This window comes from Pseudomonas sp. IT-P4 (assembly GCF_949767755.1).
GTDB lineage: Bacteria > Pseudomonadota > Gammaproteobacteria > Pseudomonadales > Pseudomonadaceae > Aquipseudomonas > Aquipseudomonas monachiensis.
Genome location: NZ_CATKPX010000111.1, coordinates 123,214 through 141,629, shown reverse-complemented (window position 1 = coordinate 141,629; position 18,416 = coordinate 123,214). Strand labels below are relative to the sequence as shown.

Annotated in this window: 21 protein-coding genes; 14 read left to right on the top strand and 7 right to left on the bottom strand. The window is 63.0% G+C overall.

What is annotated here, in order from left to right; genetic code table 11:
* The first annotated feature begins 29 nt into the window (after positions 1–29).
* The 7 genes from ACM6IT_RS28630 to ACM6IT_RS28600 are packed head-to-tail and all read left to right on the top strand — an operon-like array spanning position 30 to position 5,702.
* Positions 30–1,202: an acyl-CoA dehydrogenase family protein gene (locus ACM6IT_RS28630; protein ID WP_056722437.1), complete on the top strand. Its 1,173-nt coding sequence runs from the start codon at positions 30–32 to the stop codon at positions 1,200–1,202.
* Positions 1,199–2,392 carry an acyl-CoA dehydrogenase family protein gene (locus ACM6IT_RS28625; RefSeq protein WP_414919158.1) on the top strand — a complete coding sequence of 398 codons (1,194 nt, stop codon included), beginning with the start codon at positions 1,199–1,201 and terminating at the stop codon, positions 2,390–2,392. The genes ACM6IT_RS28630 and ACM6IT_RS28625 overlap by 4 nt, the downstream gene beginning before the upstream one ends.
* A 13-nt stretch (positions 2,393–2,405) precedes the next feature.
* Positions 2,406–3,188 carry an SDR family oxidoreductase gene (locus ACM6IT_RS28620; protein ID WP_414919157.1) on the top strand — a complete coding sequence of 261 codons (783 nt, stop codon included), beginning with the start codon at positions 2,406–2,408 and terminating at the stop codon, positions 3,186–3,188.
* A gap of 2 nt (positions 3,189–3,190) precedes the next feature.
* Complete coding sequence (locus ACM6IT_RS28615) at positions 3,191–3,649, top strand: MaoC family dehydratase (RefSeq protein WP_414919156.1); 459 nt, start codon at positions 3,191–3,193, stop codon at positions 3,647–3,649.
* 29 nt (positions 3,650–3,678) lie between these two features.
* Complete coding sequence (locus ACM6IT_RS28610; RefSeq protein WP_056722430.1) at positions 3,679–4,881, top strand: acetyl-CoA C-acyltransferase; 1,203 nt, start codon at positions 3,679–3,681, stop codon at positions 4,879–4,881.
* A complete protein-coding gene (locus ACM6IT_RS28605) occupies positions 4,882–5,271 on the top strand; it encodes a steroid Delta-isomerase (RefSeq protein WP_414919155.1) in 390 nt (129 codons plus the stop codon).
* A complete protein-coding gene (locus tag ACM6IT_RS28600; RefSeq protein WP_056722426.1) occupies positions 5,268–5,702 on the top strand; it encodes a nuclear transport factor 2 family protein in 435 nt (144 codons plus the stop codon). Before ACM6IT_RS28605 ends, ACM6IT_RS28600 begins: the two co-directional genes overlap by 4 nt.
* A gap of 55 nt (positions 5,703–5,757) precedes the next feature.
* Here the strand turns inward: ACM6IT_RS28600 and ACM6IT_RS28595 are convergent, their stop codons facing one another.
* Together ACM6IT_RS28595 and ACM6IT_RS28590 are read right to left on the bottom strand one after the other, a co-directional pair.
* Positions 5,758–6,255 (bottom strand): SRPBCC family protein, encoded by a 498-nt coding sequence (locus ACM6IT_RS28595; protein ID WP_414919154.1) that lies wholly within the window; start codon positions 6,253–6,255, stop codon positions 5,758–5,760.
* Positions 6,256–6,368: 113 nt separating this feature from the next.
* Positions 6,369–7,139: an SDR family oxidoreductase gene (locus ACM6IT_RS28590; protein WP_414919153.1), complete on the bottom strand. Its 771-nt coding sequence runs from the start codon at positions 7,137–7,139 to the stop codon at positions 6,369–6,371.
* Positions 7,140–7,297: 158 nt separating this feature from the next.
* Between ACM6IT_RS28590 and ACM6IT_RS28585 the strand changes: the two genes are divergently transcribed.
* From ACM6IT_RS28585 to dmpG, 4 genes are read left to right on the top strand one after another with little or no spacing between them, the layout of a single operon-like run.
* On the top strand, positions 7,298–8,140 hold the full coding sequence (locus ACM6IT_RS28585; protein ID WP_056722420.1) for an alpha/beta fold hydrolase: 843 nt from the start codon (positions 7,298–7,300) through the stop codon (positions 8,138–8,140).
* A complete protein-coding gene (locus tag ACM6IT_RS28580; RefSeq protein ID WP_056722418.1) occupies positions 8,137–8,928 on the top strand; it encodes a fumarylacetoacetate hydrolase family protein in 792 nt (263 codons plus the stop codon). Before ACM6IT_RS28585 ends, ACM6IT_RS28580 begins: the two co-directional genes overlap by 4 nt.
* A 19-nt stretch (positions 8,929–8,947) precedes the next feature.
* Positions 8,948–9,856: an acetaldehyde dehydrogenase (acetylating) gene (locus ACM6IT_RS28575; protein ID WP_056722416.1), complete on the top strand. Its 909-nt coding sequence runs from the start codon at positions 8,948–8,950 to the stop codon at positions 9,854–9,856.
* 13 nt (positions 9,857–9,869) lie between these two features.
* A complete protein-coding gene (gene dmpG / locus ACM6IT_RS28570; protein ID WP_223541595.1) occupies positions 9,870–10,904 on the top strand; it encodes a 4-hydroxy-2-oxovalerate aldolase in 1,035 nt (344 codons plus the stop codon).
* A 64-nt stretch (positions 10,905–10,968) separates the two neighbouring features.
* Here the strand turns inward: dmpG and ACM6IT_RS28565 are convergent, their stop codons facing one another.
* The 4 genes from ACM6IT_RS28565 to ACM6IT_RS28550 all read right to left on the bottom strand — a co-directional run bounded on the left by ACM6IT_RS28565 (position 10,969) and on the right by ACM6IT_RS28550 (position 14,285).
* The gene (locus ACM6IT_RS28565; RefSeq protein ID WP_414919152.1) at positions 10,969–11,136 is read right to left on the bottom strand and encodes a hypothetical protein; all 168 of its coding nucleotides are present in this window, start codon (positions 11,134–11,136) and stop codon (positions 10,969–10,971) included.
* Positions 11,137–11,339: 203 nt separating this feature from the next.
* The gene (gene nudE / locus ACM6IT_RS28560; protein WP_414912757.1) at positions 11,340–11,888 is read right to left on the bottom strand and encodes an ADP compounds hydrolase NudE; all 549 of its coding nucleotides are present in this window, start codon (positions 11,886–11,888) and stop codon (positions 11,340–11,342) included.
* 87 nt (positions 11,889–11,975) lie between these two features.
* The gene (locus ACM6IT_RS28555) at positions 11,976–13,106 is read right to left on the bottom strand and encodes a helix-turn-helix transcriptional regulator (protein WP_056722410.1); all 1,131 of its coding nucleotides are present in this window, start codon (positions 13,104–13,106) and stop codon (positions 11,976–11,978) included.
* A 135-nt stretch (positions 13,107–13,241) separates the two neighbouring features.
* Positions 13,242–14,285 carry a Rieske 2Fe-2S domain-containing protein gene (locus ACM6IT_RS28550; protein WP_223541594.1) on the bottom strand — a complete coding sequence of 348 codons (1,044 nt, stop codon included), beginning with the start codon at positions 14,283–14,285 and terminating at the stop codon, positions 13,242–13,244.
* 146 nt (positions 14,286–14,431) lie between these two features.
* Here ACM6IT_RS28550 and ACM6IT_RS28545 point away from each other — a divergent pair, with 146 nt between their 5' ends.
* Genes ACM6IT_RS28545 through ACM6IT_RS28535 form a run of 3 tightly spaced genes read left to right on the top strand, consistent with a single transcriptional unit; the run spans position 14,432 to position 17,290 of the window.
* Positions 14,432–15,271, top strand: a complete 840-nt coding sequence (locus ACM6IT_RS28545; protein WP_414919151.1) for an SDR family NAD(P)-dependent oxidoreductase — start codon at positions 14,432–14,434, stop codon at positions 15,269–15,271.
* Positions 15,258–16,184 (top strand): alpha/beta hydrolase, encoded by a 927-nt coding sequence (locus ACM6IT_RS28540; protein ID WP_414919150.1) that lies wholly within the window; start codon positions 15,258–15,260, stop codon positions 16,182–16,184. Before ACM6IT_RS28545 ends, ACM6IT_RS28540 begins: the two co-directional genes overlap by 14 nt.
* Positions 16,181–17,290, top strand: coding sequence for a 3,4-dihydroxy-2-butanone-4-phosphate synthase (locus tag ACM6IT_RS28535; protein ID WP_414919149.1), 1,110 nt, complete (start codon positions 16,181–16,183; stop codon positions 17,288–17,290). Before ACM6IT_RS28540 ends, ACM6IT_RS28535 begins: the two co-directional genes overlap by 4 nt.
* 144 nt (positions 17,291–17,434) lie before the next feature.
* On the opposite strand, the gene surE is transcribed toward ACM6IT_RS28535, so the two are convergent.
* Positions 17,435–18,412 (bottom strand): 5'/3'-nucleotidase SurE, encoded by a 978-nt coding sequence (gene surE / locus ACM6IT_RS28530; protein ID WP_414919148.1) that lies wholly within the window; start codon positions 18,410–18,412, stop codon positions 17,435–17,437.
* Between the last annotated feature and the right edge of the window lie 4 nt (positions 18,413–18,416).

The window sequence follows — 18,416 nt, the reverse complement described above, 5'->3', positions numbered from 1 at the left end:
GCCCCGCCAAACGAGCAGAAGGCGCCGCGATGGAGTTTGCATTCAGCGACGAACAGGAAATGATCCGCGCATCGGCCGAGGGCTTCCTCGCCGATGTCTCGGATTCTGCCGCCGTACGCGCGGCGATGGTCAGTGAACGGGGTTTCGACGAAGCCCTCTGGCAGCGTCTGTGCCAGGAAATGTACTGGCCGGCCATTCATATCCCCGAAACCTATGGTGGCCTGGGCCTCGGCTTTGTCGAGCTGACGATCCTGCTGGAACAGATGGGCCGCCGTTTGCTGTGCTCGCCGTTTTTCGCCACCGCTTGCATGGCCACCCCTGCGCTATTGCTGGCGGCCAATGATGAACAGAAGCAGCGCTGGTTGCCGTCGATTGCCGACGGCAGCGTGACCGCGACCCTGGCGTTCAGCAGTGCCAACGGCTGGTCGGCCGATGATGTCCAGGCAACGGTGGTGGCTGAAGGCGACGGGTTCGTCCTCGACGGTACCCTCAAGCATGTGCTCGACGGCCATGGTGCCGACCTGTTGATCATTGCCGCCCGCCAACCCGCAACCACTGGCGAAACGGGCATCAGCCTGTTTGCCGTGAACGCCGCACGCGCAGGCATCGAACGGCAAATGTTGCCGACCATGGACCAGACTCGGCGTCAGGCGCGGATCCAGCTCAAGGGCCTGTACCTTGAAGCCGACTGCCTGCTGGGTGAACTCGGCAATGGCTGGCCGCACCTTGAACGAGTCCTGCAACTGGCCTGTATCGGCCTGGCTGCCGAGCAGACCGGCGGCGCGCAGCAAGTACTCGATCTCAGCGTGGCCTACATGCTGGAACGCCAGCAGTTCGGTCGCCCGATTGCCAGTTTCCAGGCCCTCAAACACCGCGCCGCCGACATGATGCTGCAAGTCGAATGTGCCCGTTCGGCCAGTTATTACGCCGCATGCGTGGCCCAGGAAGTCCTCGATCCCCAGGGTGATCCCCAAGTCGCGGCCGAACTGCCGCTGGCGGCTGCGCTGGCCAAGGCGCAGTGCTCCGAGACTTACTTCTCTTGTGCGTCCGAATCGATCCAGTTGCATGGCGGTGTCGGTTTCACCTGGGAATACGACCCGCACCTCTACTTCAAGCGCGCCCGTGCCAGCGAGAGTTTCCTCGGGCTGCCGGCCTGGCATCGCGAGCGCATTGCTTCGGTGATTCTGGGAGAGCAGCCATGAAAATCAGTTTCAGCGAGCAGGACGAGTGCTTCCGCCGGGAAGTGGCCGACTGGATGAGCGCCAACCTCCGCGGCGAGTTCGAAGCCCTGCGTTTTCGCGGCGGGCCGGGCGACGAGCACATGTTTCCCGAAGAACGAAAAGCCTGGGAGCGCAAGCTCGCCGAAGGCGGCTGGACCTGCGTCGGCTGGGCGCCGGAACATGGCGGGCGTGGCCTGTCGATCACCCAGCAGGTGATCTTCAACGAGGAGTACGCCCGCGCCGGCGGCCCCGGCCGCATGGGCCATATCGGCGAAGGCCTGGCCGGGCCGACCATCGCCGCGTTCGGCACGGTCGAGCAGCAACAGCACTTTTTGCCGGGGATCGTCAGCGGTACGTCGTTCTGGTGCCAGGGCTATTCAGAGCCGGGCGCCGGTTCCGACCTGGCCAACGTCAAGACCCGTGCAACGCTGGATGAAACCTCCGGCAGCTGGATCATCAATGGCCAGAAAGTCTGGACCTCCCTGGCCCACGAGTCGGACTGGTGTTTTGTCATCGCCCGCACCGAACCAGGCAGCGTCGGCCATCGCGGTCTGTCGTTCCTGCTGGTGCCGATGGCCCAGACGGAAATCACCGTACGCCCCATCGAGCAACTGACCGGCACCTCGGAATTCAACGAAGTGTTCTTCGACGATGCCCGCACCGACGCCACCAACATCATCGGCGAGCCGGGCGAAGGCTGGAAGATCGCCATGGCGCTGCTGGGGTTCGAGCGCGGCGTCTCGACCCTCGGCCAGCAAATGCAGTTCCAGAATGAACTCAACGAAATCATCGCCAAGGCCCGCGCCAACGGCGCCGACCGCGACCCGATCCTGCGTCAGCGCCTGGCCGAAGCCTGGAGCGGTTTGCGGATCATGCGCTACAACTCGCTGCGCATGCTCTCGGGTAGCCAGGACGGTTCGCTGCGCAAAGAGGCGACCATCTACAAGCTGTTCTGGTCGACCTGGCACGCCAGCCTCGGCAAGTTGGCGATGGACGTCCTCGGCGCCGAGGCGGAATTGCTCGAAGCCGGACCTTACCAACTCACCCGTTTGCAGTCGCTGTACCTGTTCAGCCGCGCCGACACCCTCTACGGCGGCAGCAACGAAATCCAGCGCAACATCATTGCCGAGCGTGCCTTGGGCATGCCCAAAGAGCCGCGTCCGCGCGCCTGAAAGGAGAGAGTTCATGTCTGTACCTCAATATGTTGAAGGTCGCGGCCTGCTGCGCGGCAAGTCGGTACTGATTACCGCCGCCGCCGGTGCCGGGATCGGTTTTTCCGCCGCCGTGCGCGCTGCCGAAGAAGGCTGCCGTGCGTTGATGATCAGCGATATCCACGAAGGCCGGTTGGCCGAGGCGGTGCTGAAGATCCGCGAAACCACCGGGCTGCAACAGGTGTTCGGCCAGGTCTGCAACGTCGCCGACGAAGCCCAGGTGCAGCAGTTGGTCGCCTGCGCCGAGCGTGACCTGCAAGGCGTCGATGTGCTGATCAACAACGCCGGGCTTGGCGGCTCGCGCTTGCTGGTGGACATGGCCGACGAAGAGTGGAATCGGGTCATCGACGTGACGCTCACCGGCACCATGCGCATGACCCGCGCCATGCTGCCGAAAATGATGGGGCGGCGTGCCGGGGTGATCGTCAACAACGCCTCGGTGCTGGGCTGGCGCGCGCAGAAAGAGCAGGCGCACTACGCCGCCGCCAAGGCCGGGGTGATGGCGCTGACCCGCTGCGCAGCGGTCGAGGCCGCCGACTACGGCATCCGCATCAACGCGGTCAGCCCGAGCATTGCCCTGCACGATTTCCTGCGCAAATCCGCGCCCCAGGCGGTGCTCGATCAACTGGCCGCCAACGAAGCGTTCGGCCGCGCCGCCGAAGTCTGGGAAGTGGCCAACGTGATGATGTTCCTGGCCAGCGACTACAGCTCCTACATGACCGGCGAAGTGTTGTCGGTGTCCAGCCAGAGGGCGTGACCATGCCACGTATTTTCGACACACCGATGGCCTTGTTCGACGCCGTGGGCGAATCACTCGGCGCCAGTGACTGGCTGTTGCTGGAACAGGACCGAATCAACCAGTTCGCCGATGCCACCGGCGATCACCAGTGGATTCACGTCGATCCGCTCAAGGCCGCCAGCGGCCCGTTTGGTACCTGCATCGCCCACGGCTACCTGAGCCTGGCGCTGGTCAATCTGTTCTTGCCGCAGATCGTTGAGGTCCGCGGCCTGGCCATGGGCGTCAATTACGGTTGTGAGCGGGTGCGCTTCCCCTCGGTGGTGCGCGTCGGCTCGCGGGTGCGCGGCAGTGCGCAACTGATCGCGGTCGAGGAAGTGAAAGGCGGCGTGCAGGCGACCATCCGTGTCAGCGTCGAAATCGACAGCGAGGAACGTCCAGGCGTCGTGGTCGACACCATCAGTCGCTATTACCCGGCCTGACCTTCAACAGCATTTTCGAGGAATCCAGCATGAAAGAAGCCGTCATCGTTTCCACCGCCCGCACTCCGATCGGCAAAGCCTTTCGCGGTGCGTTCAATGACACCGAAGCGCCGCAACTGGGCGGCCACGTGGTGCGCGAAGCCGTGCGCCGTGCCGGCATCGAGCCGGGTGAAGTGGACGACGTGATCATCGGCGCCGCGGCGCAGCAGGGTACGCAGTCCTATAACCTGGGCCGCCTGTGCGCGATTGCCGGCGGCTTGCCGGCGTCGGTTGCCGGGATGGCCGTCGAGCGCCAGTGTTCGTCGGGCCTGATGAGTATCGCCATGGCCGCCAAAGGCATCATGTGCGACGAAATCGACATCGCCGTGGCCGGTGGCCTGGAGTCGATTTCCCTGGTGCAGAACAAGCACAAGAACCTGTATCGCAACCAGTCGGCTTCGGTGATTGAGCTGGACCCGCACGCCTATATCCCGATGATCGAAACCGCCGAGATCGTCTCCGCGCGCTACGGCATCTCCCGCGACGAGCAGGACGAATACAGCTATCAGAGCCAGCTGCGCACCGCACAGGCCCAGAGCGCCGGGCGCTTCGACCGCGAGCTGGCGCCGCTGACCAGCCGCAAGGCCCTGTTCGACAAGGCCACCGGCGAAACCCGTTATGAAACCGTCACCTTGCTGCGCGACGAGTGCAACCGCATCGACACCAGTCTCCAGAGCCTGAAAGCGCTGGAGCCGGTATGGCCGGGCGGGCAGTGGAGCGAAAAGGGGCGTTTCATCACCGCCGGCAATGCCTCGCAGTTGTCCGATGGCGCGTCGGCTTCGGTGTTGATGAGCGCGAAAATGGCCGAGAAACGTGGCCTGGAACCGCTGGGGATCTATCGCGGCATGGCTGTCGCCGGCTGCAATTCCGACGAGATGGGCATCGGCCCGGTGTACGCCATCCCCAAGCTGCTCAAGCGCCACGGCCTGACCATGGACCACATCGGCCTCTGGGAGTTGAACGAAGCGTTCGCCTGTCAGGTGCTGTACTGCCGCGACACCCTGGGCATTCCGGCCGAGCGCCTGAACGTCAACGGCGGGGCGATCTCCATCGGCCATCCGTTTGGCATGTCCGGTGCGCGGATGGTTGGTCACGCGTTGGTCGAAGGCCAGCGTCGCGGCTTGCGTTACGTGGTGGTGAGCATGTGCATCGGTGGCGGCATGGGCGCTGCTGCTCTGTTCGAGGTGGTCTGAATGATCAGCGCACAACATATCCAGGCGACCATGGCTCGCTATGTGGAACTGGTGGATGCCAGCGACATCGAGGGCATCCTCGCGCTCTACGCCAAAGACGCCACCGTTGAAGACCCGGTCGGCCAGGCGCCGTTGCAGGGCATCGACGCCATCGCGCGCTTTTACCGTGAAGGACTGGGTGCGATGAAAGTCTCCGCAACCCGCACCGGCCCGGTGCGCGCGACACTCAACGGTTGCGGGGCGATGCCGTTCCGGGTCGACATGGAGTGGGGCGGGCAACCGTGCTCGTTGCATGTGATCGACGTAATGGAGTTCGACGCCGACGGCAAGATCCGTTCGATGAAAGCCTTCTGGAGTGAAGTCAATGTGACGGCGCGAGGTGCAGCATGAATCTGGAGCAGCGGATCGCCCGCCTGGAAGCGCTGGAGGACATCCGCCAGCTCAAGCACCGCTATCTCAACGCCTGCGACCTCAAGCAGGTCGAGGTGATTGCCGACTGCTTTGCCGAAGGTGCAGTGCTGATCGATTATGGGCCGTTGGGAATCTTCCGCGAGCGCGACAGTTTTGTCGCGCTGTACCGCGAACTGGCTTGCCATGAGCGGGTGATCGACCTGCATCACGGCGCCAACCCGGAAATCGAAGTGCTGAGCGAGGATCAGGCCCAGGGCCGTTGGGCCCTGTGGTATTTCAATCTGGATGGCGAGAGCGGGGCGACGCGGCAGTTGGGTGGGTTCTATCAGGACCGTTACCAGCGTATCGCCGGCCAATGGAAGATCGTCGCCACCCGTTTTACCGCTCACTCGGAAGTGGCGCGTTCCTGAAGGCGGCTCACCCCCGAGGTGGCCCCTGTGGGAGCCTGCTCGCGAAGGCGGCGTGTCAGGCGACATCAATGTTGGATGTGCTGACAGCCATATCCGGATTCTGCGTTCGGCCGGTTTCGTAGTAAGCCTTGAGGTTCTCGGCAATCTGCTGCACGACCTTGTTGAAGGACTTGGCCAGCAACCTTTCAAACAGCCTGCCACCGCGCAGGCTGTAATTCATTTGCAGGGTGATGCGGGTCGCGTTGCCATCGGCTTGCAAGGCATAACTGAAACTCGCCTGGCGAAAAGGAAAGGGCGAGTCATTGCCGCCCTTGTGCAACCGCAACACGAACCCCGAGCCTTCCTGCCACTGCACCACGCTTTCATCCAGATACTGACCGCCCTTGCGCAACACCCGGCGACTGGTGCCAAGGCCTTCCATTGCGCCTGGATGAAACTGGCAACCGGTCAGGCCCGGCACGTAGTGCGGGGCGAGGCTCAGGTCGCGCAGTTTGGCCCAGACGGCTTGAGGTGGGAGATCGAGCAAAACACTGTGGCTGGCGATTGCGGGCATGTCGGAATTCCTCTTGTTATTTGAATGCTTGAAAGATCGCAGCCTCGTTTTACTCGACAGCTCCTACAGAGATTGAGGTTCAATTGTAGGAGCTGCCGAAGGCTGCGATCACTTCAGGATTGGGCCGCGTCGAGAAACGCCGGGCGTTCGCCCGCGCCATGCACCGCAATGTCCGCGCCGCTGACGTAACGGGCCAGCTTCGAGGCCAGGTACAGGCAGGTGTCGCCAATGTCTTCCGGGGTCGCCAGTCGTTGCAATGGAATGGTCGCCGCCACCCGGGCAATGCCCGCGTCGTCACCATAATGCATGGCCGCCTGCTCGGTGAGAATCAGCCCGGCGGTGACCGCATTGACCCGCACCTTCGGTGCCCATTCCACCGCCAGCGAGGTGGTCAGGTTCAGCAGTCCGGCCTTGGCCGCGCCATAGGCGGCGGTGCCGGGGGAAGGGCGGGTGGCGCTGACGCTGCAGATGTTGATGATCGCACCGCCGTCGGCCTGGGCCTGCATCACCTCGTTGGCCTGCTGGCACAGGTTCAGCGGTGCGATCAGGTTCAAACGGATGATTGCCTCGCTGAAACGCGGCGAGGCGGTGGCCGCGTCGGCACTCGGCGAACCCCCGGCGTTGTTGACCAGCACATCGAGGCGACCGAAACGCTCGACGATTTGTGCGATCAAGCGCCCGGACTGTTCGACGTCGCGCAGGTCGCAGGGCACGAACAGCGCCTCACGCCCGGCACTGGAAGGCAGGGTTGGCGGGGCTTCGCGACCGCAAATCACCACTTCGGCGCCACAGTCCAGAAAGCGCTGAGTAATGCCGCGTCCGACACCTTTACCACCGCCGGTGACCAGTACCACTTTGCCGCGAAAGTCCATCGGATCAAGCATGGGAGTTCTCTTTTTGTCGCTCGGGAATGCCGTCGATGCTAGGTCCGCAGCCTTGTGCAGGCCAACGTCCAAAGGGACTAGGTAGTCTTGTCGGACGATGTTGATCACCCGGCCCCTCGGAATAATCCCGCTACAACAACAGGCCGGGAGGACACCTTATGGGCGCTTCAGCGCAAGGGCACTTCGTTACGCTGCCGGATGGTTTGCAGCTGCACTATAAAGACATCGGCGGGCAAGACACCGGCAACGGCGAGCCGGTGATTTTCATCCATGGCAGCGGGCCGGGCGCCAGCGGTCACAGCAACTTCAAGCAGAACTACCCGGTGTTCGCCGAGGCCGGTTACCGGGTGATCGTCCCGGATCTGCCGGGCTACGGCGCTTCGGACAAGCCTGACACCCTTTACACCCTGGACTTCTTCGTCGCGGCCCTGAGCGGCTTGCTCGACGCCCTGGATATCCAGCGTTGCGCGCTCATCGGCAACTCATTGGGCGGCGCGATCGCGATCAAACTGGCCCTCGACCAACCGCAGCGTGTCAGCCGTCTGGTGCTGATGGCGCCCGGTGGCCTGATGGAAAAGGAACAGTATTACCTGCAGATGGAAGGCATCCAGAAAATGGGTGCGGCCTTCGCCAAAGGTGAGCTGAACGACGCCGCGGGCATGCGTCGCCTGCTGGCCCTGCAACTGTTCGATGAAAGCCTGATCAGCGACGAAACGGTCAACGAACGGGTGGCGGTGGTGCAACAGCAACCGGTGTGTGTGCTGTCGACCATGCAGGTGCCGAACATGACGTCGCGCCTGGGTGAATTGCAGTGCCCGATCCTCGGTTTCTGGGGCATGAACGACAAGTTCTGCCCGTCCTCCGGTGCCCAGACCATGCTTGAAAACTGCACCGGCATCCGTTTCGTGATGCTCAGCGAGTGCGGGCATTGGGTCCAGGTCGAGCACCGTGACTTGTTCAACCGCCAGTGCCTGGCGTTTCTTCAGGAGGCCCGCGGATGAGCGTGCAATTGCGCCGTGAGTTCGGCGAAGAGCTTTATCAGGCGCTGCTCAGCGGCTCCACCCTGGCGCCGCTGACCGAGCGTTGGCCGTCGATCAGCATCGAAGACGCCTATCACATTTCCCTGTACGCGATAGAGCGTCGGGTGGCGGCCGGTGACCAGATCGTCGGCAAGAAAATCGGCGTGACCTCGGCGGCGGTGCAGCAAATGCTCAACGTGCATCAGCCGGATTTCGGCTTCATCACGCGGCAGATGTCGTTCGATGACGATGCCCGGATTTCCCTGTCCGCCAACAAACTGATCCAGCCCCGTGCCGAGGGCGAGATCGCCTTCAAGCTCAAGCATGACCTGGTCGGCCCCGGCATCACCGAAGCCGACGTGCTGGCCGCCACCGAATACGTGATGCCGTGCTTCGAGATCGTCGACTCGCGGATTCACGACTGGCGCATCCGCATCCAGGACACGGTCGCTGACAACGCCTCCTGCGGCGTATTCGTGCTGGGCGACAGCAAGGTCGACCCGCGCGAGCTGGACCTGCCGAATTTGCGCATGCGCGTGTTCAAGAACGGTGAGCCCCTGAGCGAAGGCCTGGGTTCGGCGGTGCAAGGCAATCCGCTGACCGCCGTGGCCTGGCTGGCCAACACCCTGGGTGCCTTCGGCATTCCGTTCAAGGCCGGGGAAATCATCCTGTCCGGTTCTCTGGTACCGCTGGAACCAGCCCGTGCCGGTGACCGTTTTGAACTGACCATTGATGGCCTGGGCAGTGCCCGGGTGTCTTTCTGCGCCTGACTTTTGGAGTTTTAACCTAATGAGCAAAAAACTCAGAGCGGCCATTATCGGCCCGGGCAATATCGGCACCGATCTGCTGATGAAAATGTGCCGATCGCAATGGATCGAGCCGGTGTGGATGGTGGGTGTCGACCCTGAATCCGAGGGCCTGAAACGTGCTCGGGAAATGGGCATCAAAACCACCGCCGGCGGTGTCGACGGCTTGCTGCCCCACGTCCTCGACGATGACATTCGCATCGCCTTCGATGCCACCTCGGCCTACGTGCATGCGGAGAACAGCCGCAAGCTCAATGAACTGGGCGTGATCATGATCGACCTCACGCCAGCAGCCATCGGCCCGTACTGCGTGCCGCCGGTCAACCTCAAGGAGCACGCGTCGAGCCTGGCGATGAACGTCAACATGGTCACTTGCGGTGGCCAGGCGACCATCCCGATGGTGGCGGCGGTGTCGCGGGTGCAGCCGGTGAGCTACGGCGAAATCGTCGCGACGGTCTCTTCCGGTTCGGTCGGCCCGGGCACGCGGCAGAACATCGACGAGTTCACCCGCACCACGGCCGGTGCGGTGGAGAAGATCGGCGGCGCCCGACGCGGCAAGGCAATCATCGTGATCAACCCGGCCGAGCCGCCGTTGATGATGCGCGACACCATCCACTGCCTGACCGATGACGAACCGAACCAGGACGCGATCCGCACCTCGGTGCTGGAGATGGTCCGTGAAGTGCAGCGCTATGTGCCCGGCTACAAGCTGATCAACGGGCCGGTGTTCGATGGGCGCAAGGTGTCGATTTTCATCGAGGTCGAAGGCCTCGGCGATTTCCTGCCCAAGTCCGCCGGCAACCTCGACATCATGACCGCCGCCGGATTGCGCACGGCCGAGATGTTCGCCGAAGAAGCCCACAAGGGCACCCTGCAACTGCCCGTCCGTTGAGTGGAGAATCCCGATGAATTTGCAAGGTAAGAGCGTCCGTCTGCACGACATGAGCCTGCGCGACGGCATGCACGCCAAACAGCACCAGATCAGCATTGAGCAAATGGTTTCGGTGGCCACCGGTCTCGATGCGGCCGGTGTGCCGCTGATCGAAATCACCCACGGCGATGGCCTGGGCGGTGCGTCGCTGAACTATGGCTTCCCGGCTCACAGCGACGAGGAGTATTTCTGCGCGGTGATCCCGCAGATGAAACAGGCCAAGGTCTCGGCCCTGTTGCTGCCGGGGATCGGTACCCTCGATCACCTGAAGATGGCCCATGAACACGGCGTGTCGACCATTCGTGTCGCCACCCACTGCACCGAGGCGGACGTGTCCGGCCAGCACATCGGCATGTCAGCGAAGATGGGCCTGGACACCGTCGGCTTCCTGATGATGGCGCACATGGTCAGCCCGGAGAAGTTGCTGGAGCAGGCGCGCCTGATGGAGAGCTACGGTGCCAACTGCATCTACTGCACCGACTCGGCCGGCTACATGCTGCCCGATGAAGTCACACAAAAAATCGGGGCCCTGCGTGCCGGCCTGAACGCCGGGACCGAAGTCGGTTTCCACGGGCATCACAACATGGGCATGGCCATCGCTAACTCCCTGGCCGCCATCGAGGCCGGTGCCGCGCGCATCGACGGCTCGGTCGCGGGCCTTGGCGCGGGGGCGGGTAATACGCCGCTGGAAGTGTTCGTCGCGGTGCTGGAGCGGATGGGCGTCAATAGTGGCGTGGACCTGTACAAGATCATGGACGTGGCCGAAGACCTGGTGGTGCCGATGATGGACCAGCCGATCCGCCTCGACCGCGACGCACTGACGCTGGGTTACGCCGGGGTCTACAGCTCGTTCCTGTTGTTCGCCAAGCGCGCCGAGCAGAAGTACGGGATTGCTGCTCGCGAGCTGCTGGTGGAACTGGGCCGACGCGGAACCGTAGGTGGTCAGGAAGACATGATCGAAGACCTGGCGCTGACCCTGTCGCGGGCCAGGGGGGTACTGCCGACCTGATTATTGCGGCAACGAAAAAACCACCGATGATTCGGTGGTTTTTTATGGCCGGTGGAAACCGTGTTCAAGGCAGCAGATTGCGCACCACGGGCGGATAGCAATTGATCGCCGTGCTCGAACAGCTGAAGTAGGCGGTGGTCGGTTGGTAGGCTTCGTTCTTGAACAGCTGGCACAGACTGGTGGAAGCACCCGCACAGAGGATGATGAACAGAGCACAAGTAGATTTGCGCATGATGGGTCTCGACACGGTTTTATTGTTGTAGAGACAGGTTATGGCGGTGGAGGGCGAGCGGCTTCGTCCGAATGGACTAGGGATCTGTGCCTGGCCAAAATCCCCTGTAGGAGCTGCCGAGTGCAACGAGGCTGCGATCTTTTGATTTTTAGAGCAAGGTCAAGAGATCGCAGCCTGCGGCAGCTCCTACAAAAAATTGAGCATCAGCCACGGCGTGCTATGGCGCCCATGGCCATGAACAGCGCCGCAATCGCCCGGGCTTCATGCAGGTCGCCGCGGGCCACGAGTTCGGGGATTTGCGCCAGTGGCACGCTCAGGCATTCCAGGGGTTCGGGTTCGTCACCTTGCAGTTGGCAGGGGCTCAGTTGTTCGGCCAGTACCACCCGGTAGCGATGGCACAAATGCCCCGGTGCCAGTGTCAGCTCGCCCAACTCGGTGAGGCGGGCGGCGCGCATGCCGACTTCTTCGCTGAGCTCGCGCTGCGCCGCCTGCAGATAGTCTTCGTCGGGCTCGGCGCCACCCTTGGGCAGGCCGAGGATGGTTTTTTCCACACCGACCGCGTATTCACGCACCAGCAGCACATGCGCAGGATCGGGCATCGCCACCAGCATCACCGAGCGATAACCGGTGCCGCGCAGGCGTTCGTAGACCCGCTGCTGGCCGTTGCTGAATTGCAGGTGCAGGGCTTCGATCTGAAAGTGGCCGCTTTGCGCCAGCAGTTCAGTCTTGAGGATGGTTGGGCAGTTGCGCATGGGGCAGTCCCCTGTTTGGGATAAAGACACTGTGCGCTGTACAACGGGAGCCGCCATCGTCCGAGCGGACGAGGGCGGCAATGAGGGTCAGCCGAGGGTCGCCACGCTGCGCAGGATCAGGCGCACCAGCATGGTCTGGCGGGTCACGCCGGTCTTGGAGAAGGTCGAGCGCAGGTGCGCCCGGGAGGTGTTGCGGCTGATGCCCAGCTCTTCCGAGGCTTCATCGAGGGTCAAGCCGTTCGCCAGCAACATCGCCAGCTGGGTTTCCGCCGGGGTGAAGTCGAACAGTGCGCGGACTATATCCTGGGGCGCGGTGGACTGCTGCTCCGGGTCGCTGATGAAAATCACCACGGTGGGGCACTGCTTGCCTTCGCTCCAGTCGCTCAAGGGCACCGAGCGCACGATGATCCCCAGATCCGCTTTGCCGGACGGCCGCTGTACGCGCAGGGCTTCAACCACTGATGGATTGCCGCTCTTTTGCGACAGCAGCGACTGCTTGACCAGTCGGCGGAACTCCTGGGTGTCCCGGGCGGTACCGACCTGCAGGCCATCGTTGACCAGTTTGATGCCGTCCTTTTCCTGGATCAGCCGGTCGGCAACCTGGTTGGTCTGCAGCACCTTGCCGGACTCGTCGAGGATGATCGTGCCAACCGCCATCTGGTTCACCGCGCCGGCGTACAGGTTGCGCTCGGCTTCGATGCGGTTGAGTTGCATGTGGATCTTGATCGAGCGTTCCAGGTGCGGGATGAAATGCGTGAGCATGGCCTTTTCTTCATTGCCGAAAGGCTTGTCGTCACGCCCGCGACTGATGCGAATGCGGCACTGGGCGCCGTCGACAGTGTTGATGTCGGCACCGAGGATGTGGAACACGTCCACCGGTTCAAGGAAGTTCTTGTAGAACTCGGAGTTCTGCCAGTCGTCGTTGGAGACGAACTCGGCGAGGGTCACGACCTGGCGGTTGGGCAGGTCGACAAACGGATCGAGGCTGAAAAAGTGCTTGTTATACGACGCGGTCGCCTCGGTCGAGGTACCGGTGGTGTTGACCATCAGGCCATCCACATGGGCGCTGGGCGGACGCAGGATGAAGGTCACGTACTTGCTGTTCAGATGCACATTGAGCTGGTTGAGAAAAGTCGCCCAGGGAATGGTTTCCAGCGGCCCCTGATAGAGGTTGCCGAGCAAATCACTGAACGTATCGAGGCTGAGGCTCTGCTGCATAGGGAAAACCGTTTTTATTATTAGCGTTGGCGGTGGCCGAGAATAAGCGCCGGTATCGACTCCTTGCAACGCTCGGGCTCAGGGCCTGACCGGCGGCTGCCGCTCAGGCCCGGGGCGGGCGAAAAGCCGCTGATGTCAGACCCGTTCGCTGGCGCGCACGACAAACTTCTTGTGTTCGGCAACGTCCGTCGACAGCGCCTGGACGTCGGTGTAGAACTGCTCGTACCAACGGCGCAACTGATAGACCGGACCGTCGCCGTCACACAGCAGCGGGTTGTCGACGCGGGTCTTGCTGTGCCAGATGGCCACGTCTTCGTAGAAGGCTGCCTGCGCTTGCGCCACGTAGGCCTTGGCCATTGCCTGGTTCTGCTCTTCGCTGAGCCCCGGGATCTTCTTCACCAGCACGCCGTAGCGCAGGGTGAAGCTGTCGAGGTCAATCGGCACGTGACAGTTGAGCAGGATCGAATGGATTGGCTGGCCGTTCATGGCGCCGTTCATTTCGGTGATCTGATAGGCCGGGCCGAAATAGGTGGCTTCGGTGGTCAGCACGCTATCGCCGGACAGGCGCTCACTGCGGGCGCGCATGATCTGGGTGGCCAGGTGGCCCTGGAAAATGTTGATGAACTCGTCGACCGGCGCGCCATGGACGGTGCCGAAGTGCGCCATGTCGGCGATGTTGTCGATCAGTTCGCGGCAGTTGGTGCCAATCTGCAGTTCGGCGACTTCCCACTCCGCCCATTCGTCGCTGTAGCAGGCGTCGATGCGCGGAATGCGTTGTTCCGGCAGCGGCGGGTTGCCTTCGGGGTCGTTCCAGACGAACAGCAGTTGGTTCTCTTCCATGATCGGCCAGCTCTTGATCCTGGCCCGTGGCGGGATGCGCTTGGCATAAGGGATGTCATCGCACACGCCATCGGCGCCCCAGCGCCAGGCGTGGAAGGGGCAGCGGATCGAGTTGCCTTCAACGCAACCGGTGCTCAGGTCGGCGCCCATGTGCGGGCAGTAGCCATCAAGAATATGCAGATCGCCGTCTTCACCCTGGAACGCCACCAGACGGGTGCCGAACACCTCCAGGCGGTGGGCCTTGCCGTCGCGGTATTGCGCGGCCAGGCCCAGGCAATGCCAGCCACGGGCGTAGCGGTCTTCCAGCAGTTTGGCTTCGATGCGGTGCAGGGTACTCATCTTATTATTCTCCCAAGGGATCACGGGGTTGGCGCATGTAACGGATTCTGCCGCCCCTGTAAAAGCGGGCATCGTCTGAATGGACGATGGCTGCTTCAAGTAGGCCCGCTCTACTGGCGCCATTAGACCCATGGCAGGAGTTGGCGATGAGTAATGAACAAAGGCCGGTAGCGGTGATTACCGGAGCCGCCAGTGGTATTGGCCGTGGCCTGGCCGAACACGCGGCGTCGCTGGGCATGCGCCTGGTGCTGGCGGATCGGGATGCAGCGGGCTTGCAAACCCTGTGCGATGAATTGACGGCCAGTGGTGTGCAAGCGATTGCCTGCGTCACCGATGTCGGTGATGTGAAGCAGGTCGAGCGCTTGCGTGACCGGGCTGTCGAGCACTTTGGCGGGGTCGACCTGCTGTTCAACAACGCCGGGGTGATGCAAACCGGCTTCAGCTGGGAAATTACCGAGGCGCAATGGCAGCGCATGCTCGACGTCAACCTCAACGGCGTGATCAACGGCATTCGCAGTTTCGTGCCGTTGTTGCTCAGCCAGGGCCGGGCCGCCCATGTGATCAACACGGCATCCCTTGCCGGGCTGGTCAGCAGCCCGCTGATGGCGCCATACAACGTGACCAAGCAGGCGGTGGTTGCGCTCTCGGAAACCCTGCATTACGAACTCGCCATGATCGGTGCGCCGGTGTCGGTTTCGGTGCTGTGCCCGGGACCGGTGGCCAGTGAAATCATGGCGTCGAACCAGGTGGTGGACAGCGCCGGATCCGACTTCAGCCAGCTGCTCGACAGCACCATTCGCCAGGGTATGACCCCGGCGGAACTGGCCGCGCAAGTGTTCGCCGCCGTCGCGCAAAAACGCTTCTGGATCCTGCCCCACAAGGGTTTCAAGCCGGCCCTTGAGCGCCGGGTACAAAGCATCCTGGGCGAGACCAATCCGCAGTTTCAAATGGCCGACGTAGAGGACGATGCCCATGCCGCTCGATAAGCAGATCGCAGGAGTGCTACAGCAGTTTCGCGACATCCCGGAGCCCGATTTCAGCCAGGTCGATGCGGCTCAATACCGGCAGTTCTCCGACAACCTGCTGCCGGCCATGCCCGGCGAACCGATGAGCGAAGTGCGCGACCTGCGGGTGGCCGGCGCGGACGGTGAACTGGACGCACGGCTGTACCGGCCATCGGAAGAACCCGACCTGCCGTTGCTGGTGTTTTTCCATGGCGGCGGATTTGTCATGGGCAACCTCGATACCCACGACAATCTCTGCCGCTCGCTGGCCCGCCAGACCGAGGCGGTGGTGGTGTCAGTCGCCTACCGACTGGCGCCGGAAAGCAAGTTCCCGGCTGCACCTCTCGATTGTTATGCGGCCACTTGCTGGCTGGTCGAGCACGCAGCTGAACTGCGCGTCGATGGCAGCAGGCTGGCTGTGGCCGGGGACAGCGCCGGGGGCAATCTGGCGCTGGCGGTCAGTCAGTTGGCGGCACGACGCCAGGGGCCGAAGATCAGTTATCAGTGCCTGTTTTATCCGGTCACTGACGCCGGTTGCGACAGTCAGTCCTTCGAAGACTTTGCCCAGAGCTATCTGCTTTCCGCCGGGATGATGCGCTGGTTCTGGCAGCAGTACCTGCAAGACGTCGGGCAGGCGGAGGACCCATTGGCCTCGCCGTTGCGCGCCGAGAGCCTGGCGGGATTGCCGCCAACGACCCTGATTACCGCCGAATTCGATCCGTTGCGCGATGAAGGCGAGGCAATGGCCGAGTGCTTGCGCGAGGCCAGCGTACCTGTGCGCGTACAGCGTTGTGACGGCATGATCCACGGCTTTATCAGCATGGCGGCATTCGTCGAAGGGGCGGCACAGGCTTTGTCCGATGCGGCGACCGACCTGCGCGGGGCACTCAAATGAACGACCTGGCTTTCAACACGGTGCCGCAACTGATCGAGGCCATCGGAGCCGGTCGGATGGTGGTGATCACCGACGATGAACACAACGGCGAAGGCTCGTTGCTGATGGCCGCCGAACAGGCCGGGGCCGAGGCTGTCACCTTCATGGCGGTGCAGGCACGCGGGCTGATTTGCCTGGCCCTGACCGAGCAGCGCTGCCGCGCACTGGGCCTGGACCTGATGGTGCCCAACTCCCGGGCGCAACATGGCGTGGGTTTTACCCGCTCGATCGAAGCCGCCACCGGAGTGTCCACGGGCATCTCGGCAGCGGACCGGGCGCGGTCGATCCAGGTGGCGGTCGACCCGGCCAGCGTTCCGACGGACCTGGTGCAACCGGGGCATATCTTCCCGGTGCAAGCCTTGCCCGGTGGCGTGATGCAGCGGGCCGGCCATGTCGAGGCCGCTTGCGACCTGACGCGACTGGCGGGGCTGCAACCGGCGGCAACCCTGGTGGGCATCCTCAACGAGGACGGCGAACTGGCCCGTGGTGCCGAGCTGCATGACTTCGCCCAACGCCATGGCTTGCGGATCGGCACCATTGCCGACCTGATTCACTATCGCATCCTGCATGAAGGCACGATCGAACGCGGCGGCGAATATCCGTTGCAAACCCGCCACGGCGAGTTCCAGGTGACCACCTATCAGGACACCTACCAGGGCTCGCTGCACCTGGCGTTGGTCAAGGGCCGGATCGACAGCACGCAACCGGCGCTGGTGCGGGTGCAAAGCATCGAGACGTTGCGTGACGTTCTTGGGTGTGAAAATGAAGGCGGGCCGCAGCAGTGGACCCTGGAGCGTTCGCTGGCCAGTATCGCGGCGGCCGGTAGCGGTGTGCTGGTGCTGCTGGCGCAAAAAGAATCCGCCGAGGGCGTGCTCGAACAACTGCGTCAGCGCAGTGGAGGCAAGCACCGGGCACCACAGTTTCCGCAACGGACCCTGGGCATCGGCGCGCAGATCCTGCGGGACCAGAACGTGCGCAAAATGCGCCTGATGAGCTCGCCGGTGCCGTACACCGCTGTTTCCGGGTTTGATCTGGAAGTGACGGAGTTCGTGCCGTTTCAATCGTGACTTGAATTGACATACACCTGTGGCGAGGGAGCTTGCTCCCGTTCGGCTGCGCAGCAGTCGTAAAAATCTTACGGCCGCTTCGCGCCCGAGCGGGAGCAAGCTCCCTCGCCACATGTTTGTATTTTCCACAGGTTCCGGGTTGGCTTAAGGCTTGATGCCTCGCAATATCCTTTTCGCCTGATCCTGCATCGCCTGCGGCGCGGTCATGTTGCCGTCGATCACGGTGATCACCGCGTGGCCTTGCCACAGTTGATAGGCATCGGCCTGTTGCTGGGCTTCGGTGGGTGTCGGCGGTGGGGCCAGGTTAACGTGGACCACGCCGTCGGCGCCTCGCTGTGAGGTGAAGTTCACGCGGTCCCAGTTGCCGATCGGCGCAAAGCTTACGTCTTTGACATCTTCGGGTTTCAGGGGTGGGTAGTTGAGGTTCAAGCCGCTGACACCGGGCAGGCCGAGCACGTTCAAATCACACTGATGTTTGTTCCTGGCGCAGGCCTGTCTGGCCTCAGTACCGGCCTGGCTCGCCTGTTCGATGACCTTCACGGCAAAGCGCGCCGTGTCATCCATCGCGCCCAACGTCTTGCGATAACCGGCCTGCTGGTCGCGGATGATCAGGTCCATGTCGATGGCCGTGGACACCGCCACCGCCGGAATCCCCTTGAACATGGCGCGCACGGCAGCGTTAAGGGTGCCGGACATCTGCGTTAGCGGGCCCACGTTTTCGCCGAAGTTGCTGCCGGACACCACCAGGTCAGGTGGCGAATCCTTGAGGATCACGTCGAGGCCGACATTCACCGCATCCACCGGTGTACCAATGGCAGAGGTCTTGCCGGCGGGCGGGGTGTAGCCTTCCGGCGGGCCGACACAAAACCGGCCCGGCGCCAGTTCGGTCACCGCCAGGGTCTGCCCGGGTACGACCACGCTGGCGGCGCTGATGCCGCTGCTGTCGTTCAACGGGCCGACCAGGGTGACTTTATGCCCGGCAGCAGTCAGGGCGCGGTACATCGCGTCGATGCCGGGTGCGCGGCAACCATCGTCGTTGGTCAGCAGGATGTTCAGGGCGTTGGCTTGCAGCGACAGGCCAACGCTGGCCATGGCGATGATGCCGGTGAGGAGTTTGTTCATGGTG

Excerpts from the sequence above, each read along its gene's own strand:
- ACM6IT_RS28605 (WP_414919155.1), top strand. The coding sequence starts at position 4,882 with ATGATCAGCGCACAACATATCCAGGCGACCATGGCTCGCTATGTGGAA.
- ACM6IT_RS28625 (WP_414919158.1), top strand. The coding sequence starts at position 1,199 with ATGAAAATCAGTTTCAGCGAGCAGGACGAGTGCTTCCGCCGGGAAGTG.
- nudE (WP_414912757.1), bottom strand. The coding sequence starts at position 11,888 with ATGCGCAACTGCCCAACCATCCTCAAGACTGAACTGCTGGCGCAAAGC.
- ACM6IT_RS28565 (WP_414919152.1), bottom strand. The coding sequence starts at position 11,136 with ATGCGCAAATCTACTTGTGCTCTGTTCATCATCCTCTGTGCGGGTGCT.
- ACM6IT_RS28545 (WP_414919151.1), top strand. The coding sequence starts at position 14,432 with ATGAGTAATGAACAAAGGCCGGTAGCGGTGATTACCGGAGCCGCCAGT.
- ACM6IT_RS28610 (WP_056722430.1), top strand. The coding sequence starts at position 3,679 with ATGAAAGAAGCCGTCATCGTTTCCACCGCCCGCACTCCGATCGGCAAA.
- ACM6IT_RS28585 (WP_056722420.1), top strand. The coding sequence starts at position 7,298 with ATGGGCGCTTCAGCGCAAGGGCACTTCGTTACGCTGCCGGATGGTTTG.
- ACM6IT_RS28630 (WP_056722437.1), top strand. The coding sequence starts at position 30 with ATGGAGTTTGCATTCAGCGACGAACAGGAAATGATCCGCGCATCGGCC.
- ACM6IT_RS28590 (WP_414919153.1), bottom strand. The coding sequence starts at position 7,139 with ATGCTTGATCCGATGGACTTTCGCGGCAAAGTGGTACTGGTCACCGGC.
- ACM6IT_RS28580 (WP_056722418.1), top strand. The coding sequence starts at position 8,137 with ATGAGCGTGCAATTGCGCCGTGAGTTCGGCGAAGAGCTTTATCAGGCG.
- ACM6IT_RS28555 (WP_056722410.1), bottom strand. The coding sequence starts at position 13,106 with ATGCAGCAGAGCCTCAGCCTCGATACGTTCAGTGATTTGCTCGGCAAC.
- ACM6IT_RS28535 (WP_414919149.1), top strand. The coding sequence starts at position 16,181 with ATGAACGACCTGGCTTTCAACACGGTGCCGCAACTGATCGAGGCCATC.
- ACM6IT_RS28550 (WP_223541594.1), bottom strand. The coding sequence starts at position 14,285 with ATGAGTACCCTGCACCGCATCGAAGCCAAACTGCTGGAAGACCGCTAC.
- surE (WP_414919148.1), bottom strand. The coding sequence starts at position 18,412 with ATGAACAAACTCCTCACCGGCATCATCGCCATGGCCAGCGTTGGCCTG.
- ACM6IT_RS28600 (WP_056722426.1), top strand. The coding sequence starts at position 5,268 with ATGAATCTGGAGCAGCGGATCGCCCGCCTGGAAGCGCTGGAGGACATC.
- dmpG (WP_223541595.1), top strand. The coding sequence starts at position 9,870 with ATGAATTTGCAAGGTAAGAGCGTCCGTCTGCACGACATGAGCCTGCGC.
- ACM6IT_RS28620 (WP_414919157.1), top strand. The coding sequence starts at position 2,406 with ATGTCTGTACCTCAATATGTTGAAGGTCGCGGCCTGCTGCGCGGCAAG.
- ACM6IT_RS28615 (WP_414919156.1), top strand. The coding sequence starts at position 3,191 with ATGCCACGTATTTTCGACACACCGATGGCCTTGTTCGACGCCGTGGGC.
- ACM6IT_RS28540 (WP_414919150.1), top strand. The coding sequence starts at position 15,258 with ATGCCGCTCGATAAGCAGATCGCAGGAGTGCTACAGCAGTTTCGCGAC.
- ACM6IT_RS28575 (WP_056722416.1), top strand. The coding sequence starts at position 8,948 with ATGAGCAAAAAACTCAGAGCGGCCATTATCGGCCCGGGCAATATCGGC.
- ACM6IT_RS28595 (WP_414919154.1), bottom strand. The coding sequence starts at position 6,255 with ATGCCCGCAATCGCCAGCCACAGTGTTTTGCTCGATCTCCCACCTCAA.